Source organism: Psychrobacter sp. JB193 (assembly GCF_002285555.1).
Taxonomy (GTDB): domain Bacteria; phylum Pseudomonadota; class Gammaproteobacteria; order Pseudomonadales; family Moraxellaceae; genus Psychrobacter; species Psychrobacter alimentarius.
This window is the reverse complement of the sequence record NZ_NRGY01000001.1, coordinates 1,411,966-1,433,262: the sequence shown is the minus strand read 5'-3', so window position 1 is coordinate 1,433,262 and position 21,297 is coordinate 1,411,966. Positions and strand designations below refer to the sequence as shown.

Here is a 21,297-nt window from a genome sequence, read left to right as displayed (position 1 = left end):
TTGATTAGTATTTGAGAAAATATATGAGTAAAATCGAGTCAAAAGACTTAAATAGTATAATAAATATTTAAGCTCAACATATATTGGTAATTTTATAGATATGATATGTATAATAAGGTATTTTCTATAGTTTAAGGCTTTATAAAAACATGTCTAGTCCAACAAATGATTCTTGTCTTGTAAAAAGTATTAAGTGGTTAGAGAGGCATGTATTAGAGTTTTTTAAAACTATCGAAGGCCTAGTACTTTTTTTAATAGGTATTATTTTTACACCTTCATTTGGCTCTTTCATGCAAATTATAAGAGATGATAGTATTCCATACAGTAAGGTCTTAGAGAACAAAGCCTTCTATATTTTATTTCTTATTTTACCCTTATATATCCTATTCATATATAAGAATAAAAAGAAAAGAGATAAGGAGGTTGCTGAAATTAACGCATTAATTAATGAAAAGATGCAACTTAGTCTTGACGTTGAAGAGAAAGATAAAGAATTAAATGAAATAAAGCAAAATCTTAATGATGCCCAAGAAGCGATCACTGACTTAAAAACACAGCATTTATCTGAATCAAGAGAGATAACTTCAAGGTTTTTAGCTTTTCTGTCCAAAAAGCTGGGGTTCACACCTAATGAAAGAATTTCACTTTATATGCTTATAAGTGTAGATAGCAATATAGATGAACAAGATTTCTTACATATTTTTGGTAGATATAGTGTTAACGTGAGCTATAACAAAACTAATAGATTGAGATTTCCAAAGGATGAAGGGGTCATTGGTAAAGCTTTTGTAAGTAGTGATACTAATACAAGCACTATTCACTTGAGTGGTAATGATAATCAATATCTAAAAGAGACTAAAACTTTTGGGATTAAGATGGAGGTTGCAAGGAAGTTCAATATGCAAAGTAGAAGTTTCTATCCTTATATGATTACCAAAAATTTAGGCGATCGTATAGGTGTCCTTCTGTGTGAGAGCACCACTGTTAATCAGCAGTTCGATTTAGCCGAAATAAATCGTATTCTGGACGAACATGATAGTATTATTTTGGAACTTTTAGATTACAATCGCGCTATCTTGAATAAAACTATAGTAAGTGAGGACAAAATATGAATATACTCAATAGTCTAATAAAATATATTTGTGTTGTTTATCCACACTCACATGAATTATCTAATGCTAGATTAACGAAATTGATTTATTTAACTGACTGGGAATCAGTTAGAATTACAGGTAGTCAAGTTACGAGTATAAAATGGTATTTCGATAATTACGGACCTTTTGTACGTGATGTTTACGACGTTGCATATATAGATCCTAATATTAGTATAGTTGAAACACAAACGATATATGGTACTCCAAAGATAATATTTCAGTACCTAGGGGAAAAGCCGATTTTAGATCCTCATATCAGAGGAATTATAGATAACGTAATTCGAGATACTAGAGGAATGTACTGGAATGGGTTTATTGAGTATGTTTACTCAACACCTCCTATAGTGAAATCAAATAGATATACTTATTTAGACCTTGTAGAATTTAGATGACTAGAGTCAAGGTGATAGTAGGATCGTGCCTACCGAACTCTTATCCAAAAAAACGCTCTTTATGAGCGTTTTTTATTGAATTAACTCTTTTAAACCTATAATTATTTACCCAAACTATTCCCTCAAAATAGCCTTTATAATCATATTACACTTTACAAGTCCTAAATCCTGTGACCCCTGCCGTCAAATCCGTACAACTAAACTTGGGAGATTTTAATTACGCAGCCTGACGATAATAGTCAAACCACACCTGTCTTGGCGTTTTATAGCCCAAGCCCTTTTGAATTCTAGTTTGGTTGTACTCAAGCTCAATATATTTAGTGATATCGTTGATGGCTTCGAATCTTGTTTTATAGTCTTGGTGATACACCAGCTCATTCTTTAATATGCCCCAGAAGCTCTCTATGGGCGCGTTATCAAAGCAGTTGCCTTTACCACTCATCGAGCCTGTAAATTGGTGGCACTTAATGATCTTATGATACTCATTGCTACAATACTGACTGCCTCTGTCAGAATGTAAAATCAACCCTTGGCTAGGTCGCTTGTTTTTGATTGCCATATTAAGTGCACGGCATACCAAATCAGCGGTCATGCGCTTATTGATGACATAGCCGACGAGCTCTTTAGTATATAGGTCTTTAACACCTGCTAAGTATAGCCAACCTTCATTTGTCCAAATATAAGTGATGTCACTGACCCAAGCCTCATTAGGACGATTGGCATTAAATTTCTGTTCTAGACGGTTTGGATAGACCAGCTTGTTGTGATTAGAGTTGGTGGTGACTTTAAAGCGCTTGTGACGACGGCATTTAATGCCGCATTCTTCCTTTATACGTCTAACCATATACTTACTTATGGCATATCCTTGCCCTGTAAGGTAAGCATACAGTCGCTCATAGCCATAGCGCTGCTTAGTCTCATCATGAGCCACTCTGACTAGCAACTCACACTGATTGCGATGGATCTGCTGATTACTGATGCCACGATTTATCCAGTTGTAATAGCTTGATGGCTTAACATCTAATACGTGACACATGCAGGTGATGCTAAATATTTTCTGGTTATCCTTGATAAAGACGTACTTCATCAACTGTGCTTCGCGAAGTACGCCGTCGCCTTTTTTAGAATGTCTCGCTCCTCCTGAGCAACCTTGAGATCACGTTTAAGACGTTTATTCTCTTCTATAATGGCCATGAGTTCAGGATCATATTGCTTAGTGCCGACAAGCTTGCCTTCATTCGCTTTATTCTGCCAGTTAGATAAGGTCTGCATCGCTATACCTAGCTGCTTTGCAGTCGCTGAAACATTGCCATTATTATCTGCTATCTTTTTGACGGCTTCAGCTTTAAAAGCTGCACTGTAGGTTCTGACTTTCTTAGTCATGATAAACTCCTGTGAATACACTTAGTTTACCAAGTTTGGTTCTATAGTTTTTTCAGCATAGCTCACTGTAACAAAGACATAAAAATCGATGCTGTATCTATCTAAGATTAATGCATCATATTGCATGATAGGTATTTCCATACCCTTTTACGCGACAATATCAATAATGAATTTACGAAGTACGTAGTTACCTCATGGTTAAAAGCGAAGGTTACTACCGAAGTACTCTTTAATTAATGAACAGTAAACTCGATATAGAGCCGTCATTGGCTGTAGTAAGATTTTCGACCAACTTTTATTTTACTTTCACTTTAAAGCCTGACGTTGTCATAAAAATCATAAAGCAAACGCCAATAAACAAGCTAACTTTACTTAAAGAATTGGAGCACGGCGATAAACTATCAATTATATATTGAGCAAGACTACCACGTAGACAAAAATCCTCGATAGATACAGAAAACACCATACCCATTGAGCGCGTAAAAAGTTATCATCGAGGTTTTTTATCTCCCTGCTACTTTTACGATTGCGCATTTTTATAATATGCCCATGCCGTCCAACGCTCGATAGGATCAACCCATGACCAACCGTGACCTCATCATTTTTATAACCCTCTCCTTTATGTGGTCGCTGTCCTTTATTTTTTATCGTATTGGCGTTCCTGAGTTTGGTTCATTGGCCTTTGCCAGCTTGCGAGTGGTATTGGCAGGGCTGACCATGTTGGTTTTTGTGCTGATCAAAAAGAAAAACAGACAAGGCATCGTTAAAAACTGGAAGGTACTGACCCTAGTTGGGCTGTTTTCTGCTGCCATACCTTTTATCTTATTTTCTTTTTCAGCGCGCTCGGTAAATGCGGGCGTATTGGCAGTACTCAACGCCTCTGTACCCATGATGAGTGGCTTTATCGCCAGTACGTTTTTTAAAGACAGACTCTCAAAGAAACAAATCCTAGGCTTGGTGATTGGGGTTATCGGGGTCGTTATTTTGATGAGTGAGAATCTGTTTGGCGAGCAGAGTGCCACATCAGGATCTGGGTTATTGCCGATGGGTTACGCATTATTGGCCTGTGTTGGGTATGCCGTGGGGGCAAACATCACCAGAAACTATTTAGACAATGTCTCACCAGTGGCGATTACCGCAGGCTCACTCATTATTGCCAGTGTGATAATGCTACCAGTTGCCCTTTATGAGTTTCCTTATGGCAAGAGCATCAGTCTCACCGCGTGGGTGTCTGTCATTTGTATTGGCGTGCTCTCAACAGCCATCGCTCTGATTTTTATGAATCAGTTGATTAAAAGCATTGGGCCGATGCGTGCCACCAGTATTACGTTAGTCATTCCGATTTTTGCGATTGTTTTGGGTTACTTATTGCTGGGTGAAGCGTTGGATACGCCAGCGATCATCGGTTCAGTGGTGATACTGTTTGGCACCTATTTATCCTTGAATCTGTCTATCAAAAAAATGCTTAAATCTTGAGCTTTAAGCATTTAAAAGCTCAGGCAGACAGCGACTTTGCGGATCGATCGTTTTGTTAGTAAATCTTATTAAAGGCATTCACTTAATAAGGTAATAAGAAGATTTGAATAATGAGTATTATCAATACCGATATCATGTTGTACTGGCCTTTTTGTTTGTAAATTTTCCTTGAATAACCTCATCTATCCCTTATAAAGAAAATCAATAAAAGCATATCTACAGATGCTTTTATCAGCATTTTTCAGCGAAAAATAATCTTTATAATCGATAACAACAGGATATTTTATGGCACACGACAGCTTATTTGAACCCGTAAAAATGGGTACGCAGACGTTAAAAAATCGCATTATCATGGCACCGCTAACGCGTGTTCGTTCAATCGAACCAGGTGACGTACCGACTCCATTTGCAGGAGAGTACTACTCACAGCGCGCAGGGGCTGGGTTGATCATTGCGGAGGCGACGCAGGTTTCTTTTCAGGCAAAAGGCTATGCAGGCGCGCCTGGTTTACACACTCAAGAGCAAATCGTCGCGTGGAAAACGGTCGTCGATAATGTCCATGCAAAAGGTGGAAAAATTGTCGTACAACTATGGCACACCGGTCTTGTATCGCACAAAAGCGTACAACCTGAGGGTAAAGCGCCTATTTCTGCCTCTGATGTCGATGTTGGTATACGTACCTCTCTACGTGATAGCGACAATCAAGCGATTCGTGTGGATGCCACACCGCCACGTCCTGCCACGCTCGATGAGATTGAGCAAGTGATTGCGGATTTTGCGCAAGCCACCAAAAACGCGCAAGAAGCAGGATTTGATGGGATAGAGATTCATGGTGCGCATGGTTACTTGTTGCATCAATTCTGGGTTGAGCAGACCAATCAGCGTAATGATGTATATGGCGGCAGTCGTGAGAACCGTGCGCGTTTAACGCTTGATGTCATTGATGCTTGTGTCAATGCGTGGGACGCCGATCATGTGGGTATTCGTATTTCTCCACTGGGTACGTTTAACAATGTAGAAGCTGGCTACAATGAAGAGGACAATGTGTGGTTGGTCGAGCAGATCAATAAACGTGGCTTGATGTATCTACATTTATCAGAGCCTGATTGGGCGGGTGGTACGCCTTATAGCGATGAATTCCGTCAAAATGTGCGTGACGCTTTTGATAACTTAATTATCGCTGCTGGTGGGTATACAGCCGAAAAAGCCGAGCGCAATATCGAAGCGGGTTATATTGATGCGGTTGCGTTTGGTCGTGACTACATTGCCAACCCTGATTTGGCTGAGCGTATTCGCACAGGTGCCGCGCTCAATGAGCAGCGTCCAGAGTCTTTTTATGGTGGCGGTATCGAAGGCTATACCGACTATCCATTCTTAAATCAAGCATAAAAGTTTGGTAGCTGATGTAGGGGGCAGTACAAACGTCACTCATTGAAAAGCTACTCACCAAAAAAGCCAGTTAGCGGTCTCTATATGATACCGTTAGCTGGCTTTTTTGTGCAGCATCATTAATTATTTACCAAAATTCCCCGTTTGATAGTCACGAAACGTCTGGCGCAACTCTTCTTGCGTATTCATTACAAATGGCCCATGACCTGCCACAGGTTCTCCAATAGGCTCACCGCTAAACAGCAGGAGTTTAACAGGTACGGATGATTCATCAGAAGTTAGGTAGCGCAGCTCAATCGTGTCAGTAGACGGTATAGCAGTGTGAAGATTTTGCTCGCTTTCAGTTTGCTTACTTTGGACTTGATTGCCTTGAGTATGGACGTTTTGATCAGAAGGCGCTTCAAACTGAATCAAGCTTCCCGCATTCACAGCCGTCCCATTAACGAGCAATTCGCCTTCTTGTACCAGCAATAACGTATTGTGGGTATTGGGAATGGGCAGGCTCGCTTTGCCGCTAGTATGCAGCTCAATATCCCAGACATTGACAGGCGTAAACGTACTGACAGCGCCTGTGATATCGTGCCATTCGCCAGTGATAATGACAGCTTTACCAATAGGCGTTTGATGGTCTGTAGCGTTGTCGTCTAGCAGAGTAACGACTGGCATATCAGTCCGTTTAAAGGTTTGATATTTAGGATCAGTCAGTTTGTGAGTGCTTGGCAAGTTGACCCACATTTGCACCATACTAAAGACACCGCCGCGCTGACCAAATGCCTCCGAGTGAAACTCTTCGTGGGTAATACCGCGCCCTGCGGTCATCCATTGTACATCGCCTGGCGAAATATCATGGCGACCACCCATCGAGTCGCTATGTGTGATCTCGCCTGCATAAGCGATGGTTACGATGTCAAAACCTTTGTGTGGATGTTTACCGATACCATGAGGCTGCGTTTGATACTCAGGATTGGGCTCAAAGATCGTGGGCTCGCCATAATCGAACAATAAAAAAGGATCGGTGTGACTATAATTAAAATCAGGATTTTCATCTACATAATTAATGAGGGTTCTGACAAAAAAACCATCGCCGACCCAATAGGGCGCTTTATCACCATGAACATGTTTAATTGCACGCATTTGTCACCTCATCATACGATATGTGTGATTGCTACTCATAAAAAGGGTGGTTAAAGGGTTTTATATCAGGATTCATCACACAGGGTTTATTAAATATGGTTTATCAAGTAAGGGTCTGGCTATACGACCTCACCACATACAAAACCACTGGCCCATGCCCATTGAAAGTTATAACCGCCAAGCCAGCCTGTCACATCGAGCACCTCTCCGATGAAGTACAAGCCCTCTTGCAAATGACTCTGCATGGTTTTTGACGACACCTCATCGGTTTTGACACCGCCGCGAGTCACCTCAGCCGTACGATAGCCTTCTGTACCAGAGGGTTTGAGCTGCCAACCGTTTAGCGTGTCACCCAGCTCAATCAGTCGCTCATCTTTAATATTGGCAAGTTCGGTCTCTTTTATATCATCCCATAAGTGCGTTTGCAAAGCTGCCAGTAGCTTTTTGGGCAGCGCACCATCGGTGTTTTCTGTCAGTACGGTACGTATGAGCTGTTTTGGGTGTGACTTCTTGCGGGCAAGCAGTAGTGTTGTCACATCAGTCTCTGGCAGTAAATTAATACGGATGACTTCACCAGTGCGCCAATAGTTTGAGAGCTGTAGCATTGCAGGGCCAGAGAGTCCGCGATGGGTGAACAGTACCGGCAGTTTAAAAGAGATACGCTCATTACTGGCAATCACGGGCAGACTGATACCGGCAAGCGCTCGAATTAACTCGCCTGTTTTATCCGTAAAGGTAAAGGGAACCAAGCTAGCATCAGTGGCGATGAGTGTGTGACCGAATTGCTGCGCCACTTCATAACCCAAACTGCTTGCGCCCATGGTTGGAATGGAGAGTCCACCTGTGGCGACGACTAACGACTCGCAGCGATAGTGCGTTTGCGACGATTTACTCTCGCTTGCGATGTCTTTTTTGCCCAGCTTTTTGCTGGTTGTCAGTTGGAAGCGTATTTGATTGTCTTGGCTCAGCGTTTGGACACGATCAATATTGGTATTTAACCGTACTTGCACACCAGCTGCCGTACATTCATCCAGCAGCATAGTCAAAATATCTTGGGCAGAGTCATCACAAAATAGCTGACCATGTTCGCGCTCATGGTAAGGAATCTTATGCGCCTCAACCATACCGATAAATTCCCAACTGGGATAGCGACTAAGCGCTGATTTACAAAAGTGAGGATTGTCACCGATGAAGTGCTCAGGCTCTACGAAATAATTGGTAAAATTGCAGCGGCCACCACCTGACATGAGGATTTTTTTACCCGCTTTATTGGCATGGTCTAACACCAGTACGCGGCGACCACGGCGACCAGCAGTGAGCGCGCAGTATAATCCAGACGCGCCAGCGCCGATGACGATGACATCGTAATGAGTGTGGTGTGGTGCGCTTTGGGTATGACTCATGGTGTTCTCATAAAGTGATAAAGATAAAAGGTCAAAGCCAATCGACGATAGTGAAACAATCAAAGCGATCTCATTGTTTGAAGCGATGGCTTGAGTGGCTATTGTCCATATTTACTATCAGGTTACAAGGACTAAATGCCATATCGCCACAGTAACCCATCAGAAATCAGCCATTTTAATCAGTAAGTGTTCTAATGAGTCAGTGACGGCGTTAATGGGATTTATCATAAGTTACCGAGTATATATCTGTACAGAGGAATTGTTATGATTGGATGTTGAGACCTTGCAACCACTTGGCTTATTTGGCAAACTGATGTTAAGTGTAGAATGTTGTAGAAGGTACTAAACGTTAGGGAAGACGCCTCTGATGACCTGTACGAGACGTCGTGATCGACGTTTATGAACACAGATTATAATAATCAACAAGGATGAACACTATGACACAGAAATCATTTCCCATTGCCGCCGAATTTATCGCTGCTGCCAACACCTCACCCGAACAATATAGCAAAGAGTATCAGCAATCGATTGAATCACCTGATGCCAATGCCAACTTTTGGGCACAGCGTGCTGAGCTGATTGATTGGATAAAAAAACCCACCAAAATCCGTGACGTCAATTATGACTTAGACGATTTTCGCATCAAGTGGTTCGAGGACGGCGAGTTAAACATCTCTGTCAATTGCCTCGATAGACACCTAAAAGAAAACCCTTATAAGCCTGCCATTATTTGGGAGGGCGATCATCCCTCTTTACACAAAATCATCTCATTTAAAGAATTGCATGCTGCGGTTTGTAGGCTGGGTAATGCCCTGCGTAAGCTTGGTGTAGAAAAAGGCGATCGCGTGACGCTGTATTTACCGATGATTCCTGAAGCCATGATTGCTATGCTGGCATGTGCTCGTATTGGCGCTGTCCATTCAGTAGTCTTTGGCGGCTTCTCTGCTGAGAGTTTGGGTAATCGTCTGATCGACAGCCAATCAAAAGTTGTCATTACTGCTGATGAAGGCATACGTGGCAACAAGCGTACCCCGCTTAAGGCCAATGTCGATCGCGCGTTGGACATGGATGGGACAGACAGTGTGACAAACGTCATTGTCGTCCATCGTACAGGCAATTCTGTACCGATGAGCGGTCGCCGTGATGTGTGGTATCACAGTTTGGTCGATGGGGAATCTGTGAACTGCGAGCCTGAGGTGATGAATGCTGAAGACCCGCTGTTTTTATTATACACCTCTGGTTCTACGGGTAAGCCAAAAGGCGTGGTGCACACCACGGGTGGCTACATTACCTATGCGTTGTCTACCTTCCGAGATGTTTTTGATATAAAAGACAATGACGTCTATTGGTGTACAGCGGATGTCGGCTGGATTACGGGACATACTTATGCCACTTATGCGCCACTTGCCAATGGAACGACGACCTTGATGTTTGAAGGGGTGCCTGAGTATCCGACATGGGCGCGTATTGGTCACATTATTGACAAGCATGACGTGACGATTTTATATACGGCACCCACAGCGATTCGAGCGATGATGAAAGAGGGCGACGCCTTCGTTCGTGAGTCGGATCGCTCAAGCCTACGTCTGCTTGGGTCGGTTGGCGAGCCGATCAACCCCGAAGCATGGGATTGGTATTATCATGTGGTTGGTGATGGTCGTTGTCCCATTGTCGACACGTGGTGGCAGACAGAAACAGGCGGTATCTTAATGGCACCGTTGCCAGGCGCTGACCACCTCAAACCAGGGGCTGCGATGAATCCTCTGTACGGGATCAAACCAGAAATTATCGATAGTGATGGAGAGATACTACAAGGTGCTGCCGAAGGAAATCTACTGATTAACAGCAGCTGGCCAGGACAAATGCGGACAGTTTATAACGACCACAAACGCTTTTTGGCCACTTATTTTAGTGATTATCCGGGCTATTATTTTACGGGCGATGGGGCGCAGCGCGACGAAGATGGACACTACTGGATTACTGGGCGTGTTGATGATGTGCTCAACGTATCAGGTCACCGTTTGGGCACTGCCGAAATTGAAAGCTCCGTCGTTGCGCATCCTGCTACTGCTGAAGCTGCGATTGTGGGTATGCCGCATGAGATTCGCGGTACTGGTGTCTGCGCCTTTGTTATCCTAAAATCTGGTGAAGAGGCAACAAAATCCCTAAAAACTGAGCTAAATCGTCATGTGCGTGCCGAGATTGGGCCAATTGCCAATTTAGATGCCATTTATATTGTCGATGCGCTGCCAAAAACCCGTTCGGGTAAAATCATGCGTCGTATTCTGCGGAGCTTAGCAGCAGGGAAATATGACGGGTTAGGCGACTTGTCTACGCTGGCTGACAGCTCAGTCATTGTTGAGCTGATTGATATCGTCAAAGCGGAACGTAAAAAATAAGCTGGGATACAAGTTGATTAAAGGCGATGGCTAACTGTGCTCATTGAGTGCAAGTGAGAGTAAGCACGTAAATCCATCATAGCCATGTCTAAGAGAAGTCATATCTAAGAGAAGCCATGTTATAGAAGATAGCATGGCTTTTTTACGCAGATGATATTGCTATCAAGGGATTTTAAAGGTTCAATATTAGGTTGAGCCATTTTACCTATACATTTTTTTATTGAACGCTATACAGGGCCTATTGTCATTATGACCAATCATTCTTTATCTGCCACCAAAACCGCATTGCCAAAAATCGCTATCATTGGTGGAGGGCTGACTGGGCTATTTACCGCCACGTTACTAGAGCGGGCGTTCAATCAAGGCCAAAACCAACAACCATCTCGCAGCCCGCACATTACTATTTTTGAAAAATCTCGTAGTGTGGGTCGACTAGCGACTCGTTATCGTACTAACAGTACCACAGGCAAGAATTGGCAATGGGCATTTGGTGCGCAGTTTTTTACGGCGAAGACCGCGCCGTTTCAGCAATTTATTAAGCCTTGGCTCGTGACAGGTTTGCTACAACCGTGGTGCGCGCAGGTGGTCACTATGACGCCTGCGCCAGTAACTAAAGATGAAAATGAGGCATTACCCAATATCGAACACAAAGAGCAATGGAATACGCAGCAACCGCGCTATATCAGCACACCAAAGATGACGGCTTGGGGACGTGCATTGGCTGATGAATTGGCACACACGACCATCGAGTTTCAGACGCGAGTTGCGTCACTCACGCAATACACAAAGCATGAAGCTGGTAAACAAACCGAACTATTTGATGATACGGGTACCAGTCTTGGCTGGTTTGATTGGGTGATTTGTACAGCGCCTAACGCTCAGGCAGTAGATATGATGGCAAACAGTGGGTTTGAGCGGCAGGCGGATATTACCATGCCGCAAATGCTGGCGTGTTATACCTTAATGCTGGGCTGGGAGAAAGGACAATCCTTGCCTGAGGCGTTAGACCATCAAAAAATAGATCGCTGGGATGTGGCTTATGTTAAGGACTCAATACTAGACCGAGTGTTCATCGAACATCAAAAGCCTGCCAATCATGAGTTACTACCGAGTATCACTATTCATGCTCGCAATGATTGGTCAGAGGAGCACGTCGATGACGATATTGAGACAGTAAAAGCAAAACTGCTAGCAGCGGCGCAGCAATTATTGCATTGGAATAAAAGCAGTGCGCCCAGCCAAATCGACTGTCATCGCTGGCGTTATGCCGCAACCGTGGTTGATGGTAAAGACAGGCGTGAGATATTAGGCGCTTTGGTTGATCGCCAACATCGCTGGATTGTCAGTGGCGATTGGTGCGGACAAGGCAATATCGAAAGCTGTTATCAAATGGCACAAGAAGCCGTTACCGCTATTGTCTCTTACTAAGAGATAATTATGTACTTGGGCAAAACAGCCTTTGAGTGAAATGACCAACGATAGAAGGTAATGATATACGAATATAAAGCGCATATTGTTGTCACTGGACGGGTTTCAAAAATAGGGAAAGCGACATGTTTGGATTTGACATAGATTTTGGTCTATTGGGCTATCACTTTTTTCAATTAAGTGTGGCCTTTATCCTCTCCCTGCCAATCGCTCTCAATCGAGAGATGAAAGATAATGGCGCAGGCCTTAGAACATTCCCATTAGTAACGATTGCGTCGTGTGCTTTTATGCTTGTAGGCATGGACATTTATGATTCTACTGGTGAGGCTAGGATTATGTATGCTGTCATTACTGGTATGGGGTTTATTGGCGGTGGCGCTATTTTTAAAAATGAAAAAGGGTCAAAAGGGACAGCGACGGCTGCTAGTTTATGGAATACAGGTGCGATTGGGATTTCGATCGCTTATGGTCGTTATGAGATTGCCATCATCTTATCGGTAGTGGGCTTCTTGATTCTTCATTTTTCCGAGAGTTTTAAGACTAAGGAACATCTATAAACGCTGAAGCAAGAGGTGACACCGCGTAGCAATAAATAAAAGAACAATGTCTCATTCATCATAGAGTAGACAAAAAAAAGCCCACAGAGGGGGTGTTTTTCTTGTTATCACACGTTATCTAAAGTTAGCCTTAGCCTATATATTACGTGCATTACGTGCTAATATCTATTATCTAGCGTTATCACAACTGACCACCAATTAGTTACATAAATGGTGGTCAAATTGGTGGTCAGATTTATCACTGTAAATAGGTAACAAGGGCGTGGTCATGGCAGCATTAACAACTGATACCCAAATCAAGCGAGCGATCAAAGACGCACAGGGACAAAAGCGCGTTTATCACACCATTGGTGGCTATGCTGGCTTACGTTTGCGCTTACGTGGTGGCTGTATAGAGTTTCAGCACCGCTACACGCACCCTATCACTGGTAAGCGTAAAGAGATGACACTAGGACAATACCCAGCTTTGACGCTTGAGCAGGCAAGACAGACCCATGCCGACAATATGCGTATGCTTGCCCAACTGATTGATCCAATCACACAGCGCGATAGTGAACGGGTAAAGCAAGCCACCGCCATAACCAACACATTTCAAGCCGTAGCTGATGACTGGCTATATGAGCAAACCAGTAACCCCGATCACCAACCAGCGCCAAGCACACTAGAAAACATCAATAACTACCTAGCGCCATTAACTGCCACTTTTGGCAAATTCCCAGTTAGTGAGATAACAAGCCAGCAAGTATTGACGCTATGCCGTGACATACAAAGAAAGCATGTGCATAAGGGCAACCGCGTTAAGCACATGGCGCAGCGTATCTTTGCCCATGCTGTGTTAAAAGGCTTCATTGAGTACAACCCAGTAACCCAGCTATCAGGCGCTAAGGCATTAAAAGCCACACGCACCAAACACCATGCGTCACTGACAGACCCCAAAGACTTTGCCGTCTTATTAAGAGATATTGACGGGTTAAGTGACAAGCAAGTCTATAACAAACCGATATTAAAACTATTAACGCTTACTTTTGCCCGTGTAGGTGATATATGCGCGATGCGATGGGCAGATATTGACCTGAACGTTAAGCAATGGGTTTTTACCCCTCAAAAGGGACAGAGGCGCGAGGACATGGTGGAAAGTCTAGTCATACCACTAGCACCGCAAGCAATAGCCGTCATAGAGCAAATGCAGTCACTCACAGGTGGTCATGATTATGTATTCCACAATGCCAACCGTAAGAAAGCACCGCATCATGATCCGCAAGCCATTAACAAAGTATTGAATGATCCATCTATGAATAGCACGGGCATTGGTAGCAATTACGAGGGCAGAGGCTATAAAGAAGTACACACGCCCCACGGGTTCAGAGCCAGCGCAAAAACTATGCTGATGGAACGATTAGGCTATGACGAGCTGCTAACAGAGATACAGCTAGGACACCAAATGCTTAACAAGTACGGCAAGGCGTATAACCGTATGCAAGCCGTACCTGAACGAACGCGCATGATGACGGACTGGGCGAACTACTTAGATAATATTAAGGCAGGCAAGTTTGATAATGTCATTCATGCCAGCTTTAAACAACGATCACAAAAGCATGGCTAACGCCATGTAATACCAACCATGCAAGGCTAGGACTAATTACCCGAACGACAGCTATTCACACCCTTATGCTGTCACCGCCTTGCTCCTATTTTTGCTTAAGGGTGTAGGGGTGTGAATGTGAGTAAAGATAAGAGTTATTACGACCAGTTCAATAATTGTGATGATATAAAGAACAGGTATGATTATTTTACAGTGCTAGAAGCAGCCTTGATATGGTGTGGCATACCTAACGACCAATTAGAGTTTGAGGCAAGCCAATGCCAACCTAAAGGTGATGACAATGGATTGCAAAGAGGTACGTTTATTCACCCTTATGTTTCTTGTGTAGAACCAAGGTGCTTAGTATTGCATCAAGCATTTGAGGACAACTTTCTAAAAATGGGTAGAGATGGAGGGGAAAGTGGTTTTAAGAGTCTAACGGATTTTGCGGTAGGTCATATAGCACACCCAAGGCGTACGATTAAAATTGCAGACCTTAAGGAATATATTAAAAACTATCATAATGATGATATGCCTAAAAGTTTGTTCCCTGAATTGAATGTAAACCAAGATAGGACATTGCCCCCAAACCTTATCCATGATGTGTATGGTAGAACTTACGACATTAATCAACATAAGAAAAACCGTGAGGACGACTATCTAACACTTGCCGAAACATTAAGTTTTCTTAATTATAATGCTTATGACTATGTAAAACTAAGAGATATAGCAAGGCGAAAACTCATTACCCCATGCTTTTATTTTGACGGGTATGTTGGCAGCTTTATAGGTGATAGCGATGATAGAGATTATGGTTTTTACACAGAATTAGTGGCAGGCTATTTCACATATAGATCACTTGCAGAAGAAATTTGTAGTGATGATGATTATATGAGATTACCAAACGATGGGGTTATGATTTACAGCATTCTTGAAAAGAAAACCGCCAAATTTGCAGATAGTAGCGATGTATTCTTGTTTAATGATAAGCCGCGAGGACTTGAGGAAGCTGAGGAATTTAAGCTAACACATATTGATGCTGGGGAAATCAGATTTTCAAAGCGTGCACTGAATAGCTATATAGCCTCACTTGCCAATACCAGTCAAGATGATACACCAGCACAGAATGATAGTGAATTACTCGCAAAGCTGGAAAATGCTCAAACTGATAATGACAAACTTACAGCTAGATTGAACACGGCTATAGATACCTACAGGCAGAACAAAAGCGAGATAACAGAACTCAAAGCACAGCTTGATAAAGCAAACGCTGATAGTGCAGAACTCAAAGAGCAGCTAAGCAAAGCTAATGCAACATTGGCAAACATGCCAGCCGATGACAAAGAGTTAGCGCCTAACTCACAAACTAAAGTGGCTTGTATGCTTTACGCTATTCTAAAAGAGCATGACTACGATCTATCACCCCCAATGGGTAAGGGGCTAGCTAATGATTTAATCGTTACCGCCTCACAATCACATGGCACACCAGTAACTAAAAACTTTGTAGCAGACTGGCTTAAAAGAGCCAATCAAGCAAAAATTAATTGCACCAAGAAGTAGGGTCATATCGAAGTTTAAGGGTCATGTGACCGTCATGTGACCTTATATGACCCTCGTATCAAAAGTCATACTGCTAACTCAAATCAACGCCAAGTAACGGCATGACATCGGAGTTAGCAAAATGCTAAACATCTCGAACACCCCCACCACCACAGAGTTACACCCTAATGGGCAAACTCGCATCAAGGCAGCCGCAAGTCTCATAGGCGTTCACCACCAAACGTTACGCAGATGGTGGAAAGCGGACAAATTCCCAAAACCTACCGACATCAACGGCATTCTATTATTTAGAAATGCTGACCTATTGGCATGGCTTGAGCGCCAACATTCAGCCACTAGCGAGGTGTAGATCATGACGACTACAGCCACCGCCCCAGTGACCAACCAGCCAGCACCTAAGACACAGATTGATATTGTCAGAGCGCACCTGATGACAGGCGCAACGATCACCACATGGGACGCTTACCGCCTTTATCAAATCACATGCTTAGCACAGCGCATTCATGATCTAAGAACCGCAGGGCTAACCATTCAAAGCGAGATAGTCACTCACAACGACAAGCGGTTTTCTGTCTATTGGCTTGATGAGCAAACTTTGCTTGAAAGCGAGTTATCTAACAGCGAGGTGAACTAAATGAGCCAATCAAACGACATATTAGAACCGCGCCTAGTGGCAGTAGATAGCTATTATCTGTCTATCATTAATGAGCGCATACAAGACCTATCAAACGATAGCGAGCATCTATCAATGGCGCTTAGTGCGATCAAGACCGATGATGAAGCAAGTAAGGGCGTGATAGTGGCAGTTAGAAGCGCCCTACTCGCTAACAGTGAACTAGCAACCATCTTAAGCGAACAGATGGACGGGCTTATATTACTGCCTGAAATCAAGGTGAATGACTATGAGTGATAACACTTTTATAAATCAAGTCATGGACGGGTTGAAAGATCAAGGCGTGCTGATGATGCCTGATGGCTTTATTGACCAGCTAATCATTACCTTGCACGCCAATGTGACCATCATTAACACCATGACCCAATTAGCAGAAATAGAAACGCAGATGCTAGGCAGCTTGTTACCGACAGGCAGCCGACAAGTGGAGTCATTAAAAGAGCTATCGAAAAACATTGCAGAAATCGCTTTCAACGTGGAGGACGTAAGAAATGACCAAAGATAACAGAACCAGTCTAAAAGCCAGCCACGGGGCACACAATCGCACACAGCCACATAAGCGCGGCTTACTACTTAGCTTTATCATATTCATGGCATGGGTGGCAGGTATTGGCTTGCTATTGTCATTGGTAGCGTGCCAGCCAGTGAATGCAAAACCGATTGCAACCGATGATAACAGCGGTTATCATAGCCTCACTACTAAATTACTAGCGGTTAAGCCAAGCCGTCATTCATTGGCTATTTTTGTGCCTAAAACTTGCCTGACTACTAATCAGCAAGCTACTACAGGCATGAATAAAAATACGTCTGTCTTTATACAGGCACGTCATATATCTAGCGCCGTCACTGGTGCAAACATCTATGACGGGTTGATAGAGCCTAATACAACAGCCTTTACGGTAAATAAGCTCAACCGTCTAGTAACGGTAGTTAAGACCCGTCACCCTATTTTTATGGGTGACAACAAACTAACTAAATTACTAGGAGGCTATCATGCCTAATTCAATCCGTACGACCTCAAACACTCAAACCACTACCAACCACACACCAGCCACATTCAAGGCAGGTGATAGCGTGCTGTGTCCGTCTGTGGGCAGTGGTAATTATCAGCTATTCAATGATAAAGAATACGGCTGTTTAGGCTTTACCACCAACGGCAAAACATACCATTACCGCAATGACGGCAAGGTAAGCCGCGATGATGCCGCCCCGTCATTATTCCATGACACCAAAGCCAACCGCCAAGCAATAGCCACGCTATACAGTGGCAGCCAATCAAGCCAGCGCAAAGTAATAGACACCACCGAAGCAGACGATAAAGAAGTGATTTTAATATCTGCTTTTGATTTATCAGATATTGCTTGTGACATTGAAAGCGCGTCTATTGTAATAAGTGACATTGGTAGTCTGTTAGGACTTATTCACTACGAAAAAATAGAGCAGCACACCGCTATATCAATGGCGAGATTGACGCATGACGCTACGGTAACGTGGTATGACCTATTACAAAATCAGGTAAATTCAATCAAAGAAACCCTAGCAATGACTCGCTACGGCAAGGAGGGTAAACAGTGAAAACCTACCCACCAAAGCAAAGCCGTAAACACGCCAAGCGCAAAAGCTACTACAAAAAGTATAGAGAGCAGCGCAAACCGAACCAGTCGCAAGCAAGGGGGAACAGATGACCACCACACCACAAACAGCCACCCATGAAAAAGCCCGCGCATTTAGCGCAGGCTTTGAGATGATAAGTAGATTTGATGCAGCCACACGGCAAGGGCTGGCAGATGACAATATATTACTCAGTCTTTATAACCTATGTGAGCAGTTAGGCATACAAGATAAGCTATTGCACCTTGATAGTGATATTACCATAACCACAGGCTTTGATACAGGTAAGAACGCGCCCACGGCTGACACGATAGGGCTAGTATTGAGCAGTAACCAAGACGAACCCGTCACCCTTGCCAGCATTACACCTAACAGCAATCATGAGCCGTTAATCATTGACCGTATGCAGCCGTCTGCCTTAATCATTGGCACGTTAGACAGTGGTAATGAGATCATAGCGATTGATGACCCACTGGCAGACGTTGTAAAGCTGGCTTACTACCTCATAGCCGATAATGTCACGCTACTGGTAAGCCTTGATAAGCTGCTATTTAATAGCATGGTCAGTCACTTTGCCGAAGTTTATCCCGTGACTATCTTTACTACTTTAGACAAAAAAGACAAAGTTTGTAAGCCGCTGGCAGGGGCAAACGTCAAAGCAGTTATTACGGTTTTTGATGTACTGCTACAGCTACAGAATGGCGCTACCTATGCCAATATTCTAGCCGATGACGATACAGCAATACTCGATCTACAAAGCGAGGTATGGGGCACGCCTGAACCTTTAGCCAATGATCCAAGTAAGCCCACGCCTTACCCTATAGAGGCGTTCACAGGCTTGTTACACCACGTTGTTAAGGCAGTCGCACACTACACGCAAGCACCGACCGCTATAGCAGGTCAATGCGTTTTAGGAGCACTGGCACACATGGGGCAGCGCTTCATTGATGCACCAATGGGCAACGGGCACATGCCGACCAGTTTAATATTAATCACAGAGGGGGAAAGCGGATCAGGCAAAAGCCAAACGATGGGTTTAACGCATTTCAAAATACGTGAGTATGAGAAGCAGCTATATGCTGATTATCTTATTGAGCTGTCATCATGGGAGAATAACAAGGCAAGTTTAAAGGGTAAGGAGCTAGCCGACTTCTTAGAGGACAACCCAAAGCCCCAAAACCCTAAGACCATGTTTAAAGAAGCGACCATTGAGCCGATACTCGATAAATTTATTGATGGTAGTATCAGTAACGCTTCATGGACGACAGACGAAGCCGCCCAGTTTTTTAACGGGCACACCATGAAAGGTGATACCGCAGGCAATGCGCTATCATCATTAACAACGCTATACAGTGATGGTGAAGTGTCCCGTTTGCGCTCGCAAAAGTCTGCCTATGCAACACCGCACACAGACGCTTACAACGTGCGTATGACGCTATTACTACAAGGGCAGCGCGTTATCTTAGAGCCAGCACTAGCCGACCCCGTGATGAATGGGCAAGGGTTTTTAGCAAGGGCATTGATTGCTTGCCCTGAGGACTTACGCGGTCAAAGAGTATGGAACGATGAGCAGCGCAATAATGACAGCCCGTATGATAACCCTTACTTAATAGACTACTGGGCACGCTGTCAGAGCTTACTTGATCCATCACCAGCCAATCTACCCAATGACAGCATAGGCGCACCGAAGCGCATTAAGATGCAATGGGCAGACAATCAGACTAGGCAAGTCTTTACTGACTTCAAACAGGCAATAGAGAACAGACAAGCACAGGGGCAGCCGTTGGAGTATCTAAAAGCGTATGCGTCACGTATGGCAGAAAACGCCAGCCGTATAGCGTCATTAATGGCTTTCTTTGAGGGACGTAAGGCGATCACTGCTGATGATATTAAACGGGCGTTTATGTTGGTGGAGTATTCCACCAGCGAACGCTTACGCTACCTTGATGCAACACCCACAGGTGAGCAGAACGACAGTGAGAAGTTAAGTAGCTGGCTAGTGGACAAAGCGAGGGGGAAAAATCCACCTATCTTGAATAAGTCGTTTGTGTCACAGAATGCACCCAATACCCTAAGAGGTAAGAAGCTGAACAGCTTACTTGATGACTTAGAAAGTATGGGGCATATCAGGTTAGAGAGTGAGGGGCGCAGGCGTTTAGTGTGTATTAATCCTAAGCTAATTAATGAATAGCTAACTTTAGCTATAACTTAGCTAACCCTAAAAAGCTGCTAAACTTGCTAAACTTCATCTAGCCCTTGCCAGTCAAGGGCTTAACTTTAGGTAGTGCGCTGCTAAGCATTGCTAAACTTGCTAAACTTTAGCTAAGAATGGCTAACTTTAGCGGAACTATAGCAACTTTAGCAGCACCTTAGCAGATGCAAACTAAGCTACAAGTCATAACCCGTAAGGATTAGCGCAACTTTAGCAACTTTAGCGACTTTTTCTAGGTATAAAACTATATTGGCAGGCGTTTATCGTCTGCCTTTTTTATTGGTCATAATTATAGACAGGGCATAGACAGATCAGTAAGACGTAATAACATGCAGGCAGGTACAAGCCCTTAAGTTTATTGATAGCAGTCACTTGCAACCAGTTGCAGCTACTCGATGCCGTCAAGAATAATGTTGATAAATGTTTATCGTGAGATCAGTTTGAGCACTGGCAGCATGTTAAGGTATGTTAAGGTTTAAAACTAAATCACGGTAACAGTGACACAGCCAAAAAAGTATAGAAAAGTATAGTTTGAAACGGTTTTTACTTTTACCACGTTTTACCGATCACCAGCCCCCAATGGGGTAACTGTTAGCGTGATACCTTACTACCATTAGCCCACAGCGTCATGATGCCACCAAAACAGGATATATCTGTCAAAAATTAGATGCGTCCTGTTTTGGACATATTGAGCATGGTTTAAGTTAACTATTCCGCTACGAACTGCCAAAAAGCGAATGGAGCGCAAACACTTACCAGTCATGGGCTATAAGGCAATTTTAGGGCTAAATTATAGTAGGGCTGTAACGGATTATAGATGCGCTCAGATTTGAGCCTATTTTTTATACCACATGATACGAGATGACCACTTTAAAACACTAGATAATTGACTCAATGGCAGACAGTACAAGGCGTACAGATGAAGCCCTACGCCATAGCCGTAT

At 43.5% G+C, this 21,297-nt stretch carries 19 protein-coding genes; 16 read left to right on the top strand and 3 right to left on the bottom strand.

The features are described from left to right. Window positions 1-149: 149 nt before the first annotated feature. Window positions 150-1,112, top strand: a complete 963-nt coding sequence (locus CIK80_RS06195; RefSeq protein ID WP_095569254.1) for a hypothetical protein — start codon at window positions 150-152, stop codon at window positions 1,110-1,112. After that, window positions 1,109-1,546, top strand: a complete 438-nt coding sequence (locus tag CIK80_RS06190) for a Panacea domain-containing protein (RefSeq protein ID WP_095569253.1) — start codon at window positions 1,109-1,111, stop codon at window positions 1,544-1,546. The genes CIK80_RS06195 and CIK80_RS06190 overlap by 4 nt, the downstream gene beginning before the upstream one ends. Window positions 1,547-1,763: 217 nt before the next feature. Here CIK80_RS06190 and CIK80_RS06185 read toward each other — a convergent pair. Continuing rightward, window positions 1,764-2,929, bottom strand: a protein-coding gene (locus CIK80_RS06185; RefSeq protein ID WP_095568611.1) for an IS3 family transposase whose coding sequence is annotated in 2 segments (ribosomal slippage) — window positions 1,764-2,671 and window positions 2,671-2,929 — 1,167 coding nt in all. Because the reading frame shifts where the segments join, the coding sequence is not laid out codon by codon here. A gap of 579 nt (window positions 2,930-3,508) precedes the next feature. On the opposite strand from CIK80_RS06185, the gene CIK80_RS06175 reads away from it, so the two are divergent. Beyond that, a complete protein-coding gene (locus CIK80_RS06175) occupies window positions 3,509-4,405 on the top strand; it encodes a DMT family transporter (RefSeq protein ID WP_095569251.1) in 897 nt (298 codons plus the stop codon). A gap of 285 nt (window positions 4,406-4,690) precedes the next feature. Further along, the gene (locus CIK80_RS06170; protein ID WP_095569250.1) at window positions 4,691-5,794 is read left to right on the top strand and encodes an alkene reductase; all 1,104 of its coding nucleotides are present in this window, start codon (window positions 4,691-4,693) and stop codon (window positions 5,792-5,794) included. Between the two features lie 123 nt (window positions 5,795-5,917). Here the strand turns inward: CIK80_RS06170 and CIK80_RS06165 are convergent, their stop codons facing one another. Together CIK80_RS06165 and CIK80_RS06160 are read right to left on the bottom strand one after the other, a co-directional pair. Continuing rightward, window positions 5,918-6,928: a pirin family protein gene (locus CIK80_RS06165; protein WP_095569249.1), complete on the bottom strand. Its 1,011-nt coding sequence runs from the start codon at window positions 6,926-6,928 to the stop codon at window positions 5,918-5,920. A 119-nt stretch (window positions 6,929-7,047) separates the two neighbouring features. Further along, window positions 7,048-8,331: an NAD(P)/FAD-dependent oxidoreductase gene (locus tag CIK80_RS06160; protein WP_095569248.1), complete on the bottom strand. Its 1,284-nt coding sequence runs from the start codon at window positions 8,329-8,331 to the stop codon at window positions 7,048-7,050. A 437-nt stretch (window positions 8,332-8,768) separates the two neighbouring features. On the opposite strand from CIK80_RS06160, the gene acs reads away from it, so the two are divergent. The 12 genes from acs to CIK80_RS06100 all read left to right on the top strand — a co-directional run bounded on the left by acs (window position 8,769) and on the right by CIK80_RS06100 (window position 20,332). Continuing rightward, window positions 8,769-10,730, top strand: coding sequence for an acetate--CoA ligase (gene acs, locus CIK80_RS06155; protein WP_095569247.1), 1,962 nt, complete (start codon window positions 8,769-8,771; stop codon window positions 10,728-10,730). A 249-nt stretch (window positions 10,731-10,979) separates the two neighbouring features. Beyond that, on the top strand, window positions 10,980-12,158 hold the full coding sequence (locus tag CIK80_RS06150; RefSeq protein ID WP_087041958.1) for an FAD-dependent oxidoreductase: 1,179 nt from the start codon (window positions 10,980-10,982) through the stop codon (window positions 12,156-12,158). Window positions 12,159-12,283: 125 nt separating this feature from the next. Then, entirely contained in the window at window positions 12,284-12,715 is a 432-nt protein-coding gene (locus CIK80_RS06145) for an MgtC/SapB family protein (RefSeq protein WP_087041959.1), read from the top strand. A gap of 268 nt (window positions 12,716-12,983) precedes the next feature. Then, complete coding sequence (locus tag CIK80_RS06140; RefSeq protein ID WP_095569246.1) at window positions 12,984-14,318, top strand: integrase arm-type DNA-binding domain-containing protein; 1,335 nt, start codon at window positions 12,984-12,986, stop codon at window positions 14,316-14,318. Between the two features lie 117 nt (window positions 14,319-14,435). Further along, window positions 14,436-15,857, top strand: a complete 1,422-nt coding sequence (locus tag CIK80_RS06135; RefSeq protein WP_143516784.1) for a hypothetical protein — start codon at window positions 14,436-14,438, stop codon at window positions 15,855-15,857. A gap of 121 nt (window positions 15,858-15,978) precedes the next feature. Further along, window positions 15,979-16,206 (top strand): helix-turn-helix domain-containing protein, encoded by a 228-nt coding sequence (locus tag CIK80_RS06130; protein WP_095569244.1) that lies wholly within the window; start codon window positions 15,979-15,981, stop codon window positions 16,204-16,206. A gap of 3 nt (window positions 16,207-16,209) precedes the next feature. After that, window positions 16,210-16,491 (top strand): helix-turn-helix domain-containing protein, encoded by a 282-nt coding sequence (locus CIK80_RS06125; RefSeq protein ID WP_095569243.1) that lies wholly within the window; start codon window positions 16,210-16,212, stop codon window positions 16,489-16,491. Continuing rightward, window positions 16,492-16,767 carry a hypothetical protein gene (locus CIK80_RS06120; RefSeq protein ID WP_095569242.1) on the top strand — a complete coding sequence of 92 codons (276 nt, stop codon included), beginning with the start codon at window positions 16,492-16,494 and terminating at the stop codon, window positions 16,765-16,767. Next, window positions 16,760-17,035 carry a hypothetical protein gene (locus CIK80_RS06115; protein ID WP_095569241.1) on the top strand — a complete coding sequence of 92 codons (276 nt, stop codon included), beginning with the start codon at window positions 16,760-16,762 and terminating at the stop codon, window positions 17,033-17,035. Before CIK80_RS06120 ends, CIK80_RS06115 begins: the two co-directional genes overlap by 8 nt. After that, on the top strand, window positions 17,022-17,531 hold the full coding sequence (locus CIK80_RS06110) for a hypothetical protein (RefSeq protein ID WP_095569240.1): 510 nt from the start codon (window positions 17,022-17,024) through the stop codon (window positions 17,529-17,531). Before CIK80_RS06115 ends, CIK80_RS06110 begins: the two co-directional genes overlap by 14 nt. Then, window positions 17,524-18,105: a hypothetical protein gene (locus tag CIK80_RS06105; RefSeq protein WP_095569239.1), complete on the top strand. Its 582-nt coding sequence runs from the start codon at window positions 17,524-17,526 to the stop codon at window positions 18,103-18,105. Before CIK80_RS06110 ends, CIK80_RS06105 begins: the two co-directional genes overlap by 8 nt. Window positions 18,106-18,211: 106 nt before the next feature. Then, window positions 18,212-20,332: a DUF3987 domain-containing protein gene (locus CIK80_RS06100; RefSeq protein ID WP_095569238.1), complete on the top strand. Its 2,121-nt coding sequence runs from the start codon at window positions 18,212-18,214 to the stop codon at window positions 20,330-20,332. The last annotated feature ends 965 nt before the right edge of the window (window positions 20,333-21,297 follow it).

Coding starts and splice junctions, on each gene's coding strand:
- CIK80_RS06130 (WP_095569244.1), top strand. CDS start 15,979: ATGCTAAACATCTCGAACACCCCCACCACCACAGAGTTACACCCTAAT.
- CIK80_RS06170 (WP_095569250.1), top strand. CDS start 4,691: ATGGCACACGACAGCTTATTTGAACCCGTAAAAATGGGTACGCAGACG.
- CIK80_RS06120 (WP_095569242.1), top strand. CDS start 16,492: ATGAGCCAATCAAACGACATATTAGAACCGCGCCTAGTGGCAGTAGAT.
- acs (WP_095569247.1), top strand. CDS start 8,769: ATGACACAGAAATCATTTCCCATTGCCGCCGAATTTATCGCTGCTGCC.
- CIK80_RS06140 (WP_095569246.1), top strand. CDS start 12,984: ATGGCAGCATTAACAACTGATACCCAAATCAAGCGAGCGATCAAAGAC.
- CIK80_RS06145 (WP_087041959.1), top strand. CDS start 12,284: ATGTTTGGATTTGACATAGATTTTGGTCTATTGGGCTATCACTTTTTT.
- CIK80_RS06105 (WP_095569239.1), top strand. CDS start 17,524: ATGCCTAATTCAATCCGTACGACCTCAAACACTCAAACCACTACCAAC.
- CIK80_RS06160 (WP_095569248.1), bottom strand. CDS start 8,331: ATGAGTCATACCCAAAGCGCACCACACCACACTCATTACGATGTCATC.
- CIK80_RS06100 (WP_095569238.1), top strand. CDS start 18,212: ATGACCACCACACCACAAACAGCCACCCATGAAAAAGCCCGCGCATTT.
- CIK80_RS06125 (WP_095569243.1), top strand. CDS start 16,210: ATGACGACTACAGCCACCGCCCCAGTGACCAACCAGCCAGCACCTAAG.
- CIK80_RS06115 (WP_095569241.1), top strand. CDS start 16,760: ATGAGTGATAACACTTTTATAAATCAAGTCATGGACGGGTTGAAAGAT.
- CIK80_RS06195 (WP_095569254.1), top strand. CDS start 150: ATGTCTAGTCCAACAAATGATTCTTGTCTTGTAAAAAGTATTAAGTGG.
- CIK80_RS06165 (WP_095569249.1), bottom strand. CDS start 6,928: ATGCGTGCAATTAAACATGTTCATGGTGATAAAGCGCCCTATTGGGTC.
- CIK80_RS06150 (WP_087041958.1), top strand. CDS start 10,980: ATGACCAATCATTCTTTATCTGCCACCAAAACCGCATTGCCAAAAATC.
- CIK80_RS06175 (WP_095569251.1), top strand. CDS start 3,509: ATGACCAACCGTGACCTCATCATTTTTATAACCCTCTCCTTTATGTGG.
- CIK80_RS06110 (WP_095569240.1), top strand. CDS start 17,022: ATGACCAAAGATAACAGAACCAGTCTAAAAGCCAGCCACGGGGCACAC.
- CIK80_RS06190 (WP_095569253.1), top strand. CDS start 1,109: ATGAATATACTCAATAGTCTAATAAAATATATTTGTGTTGTTTATCCA.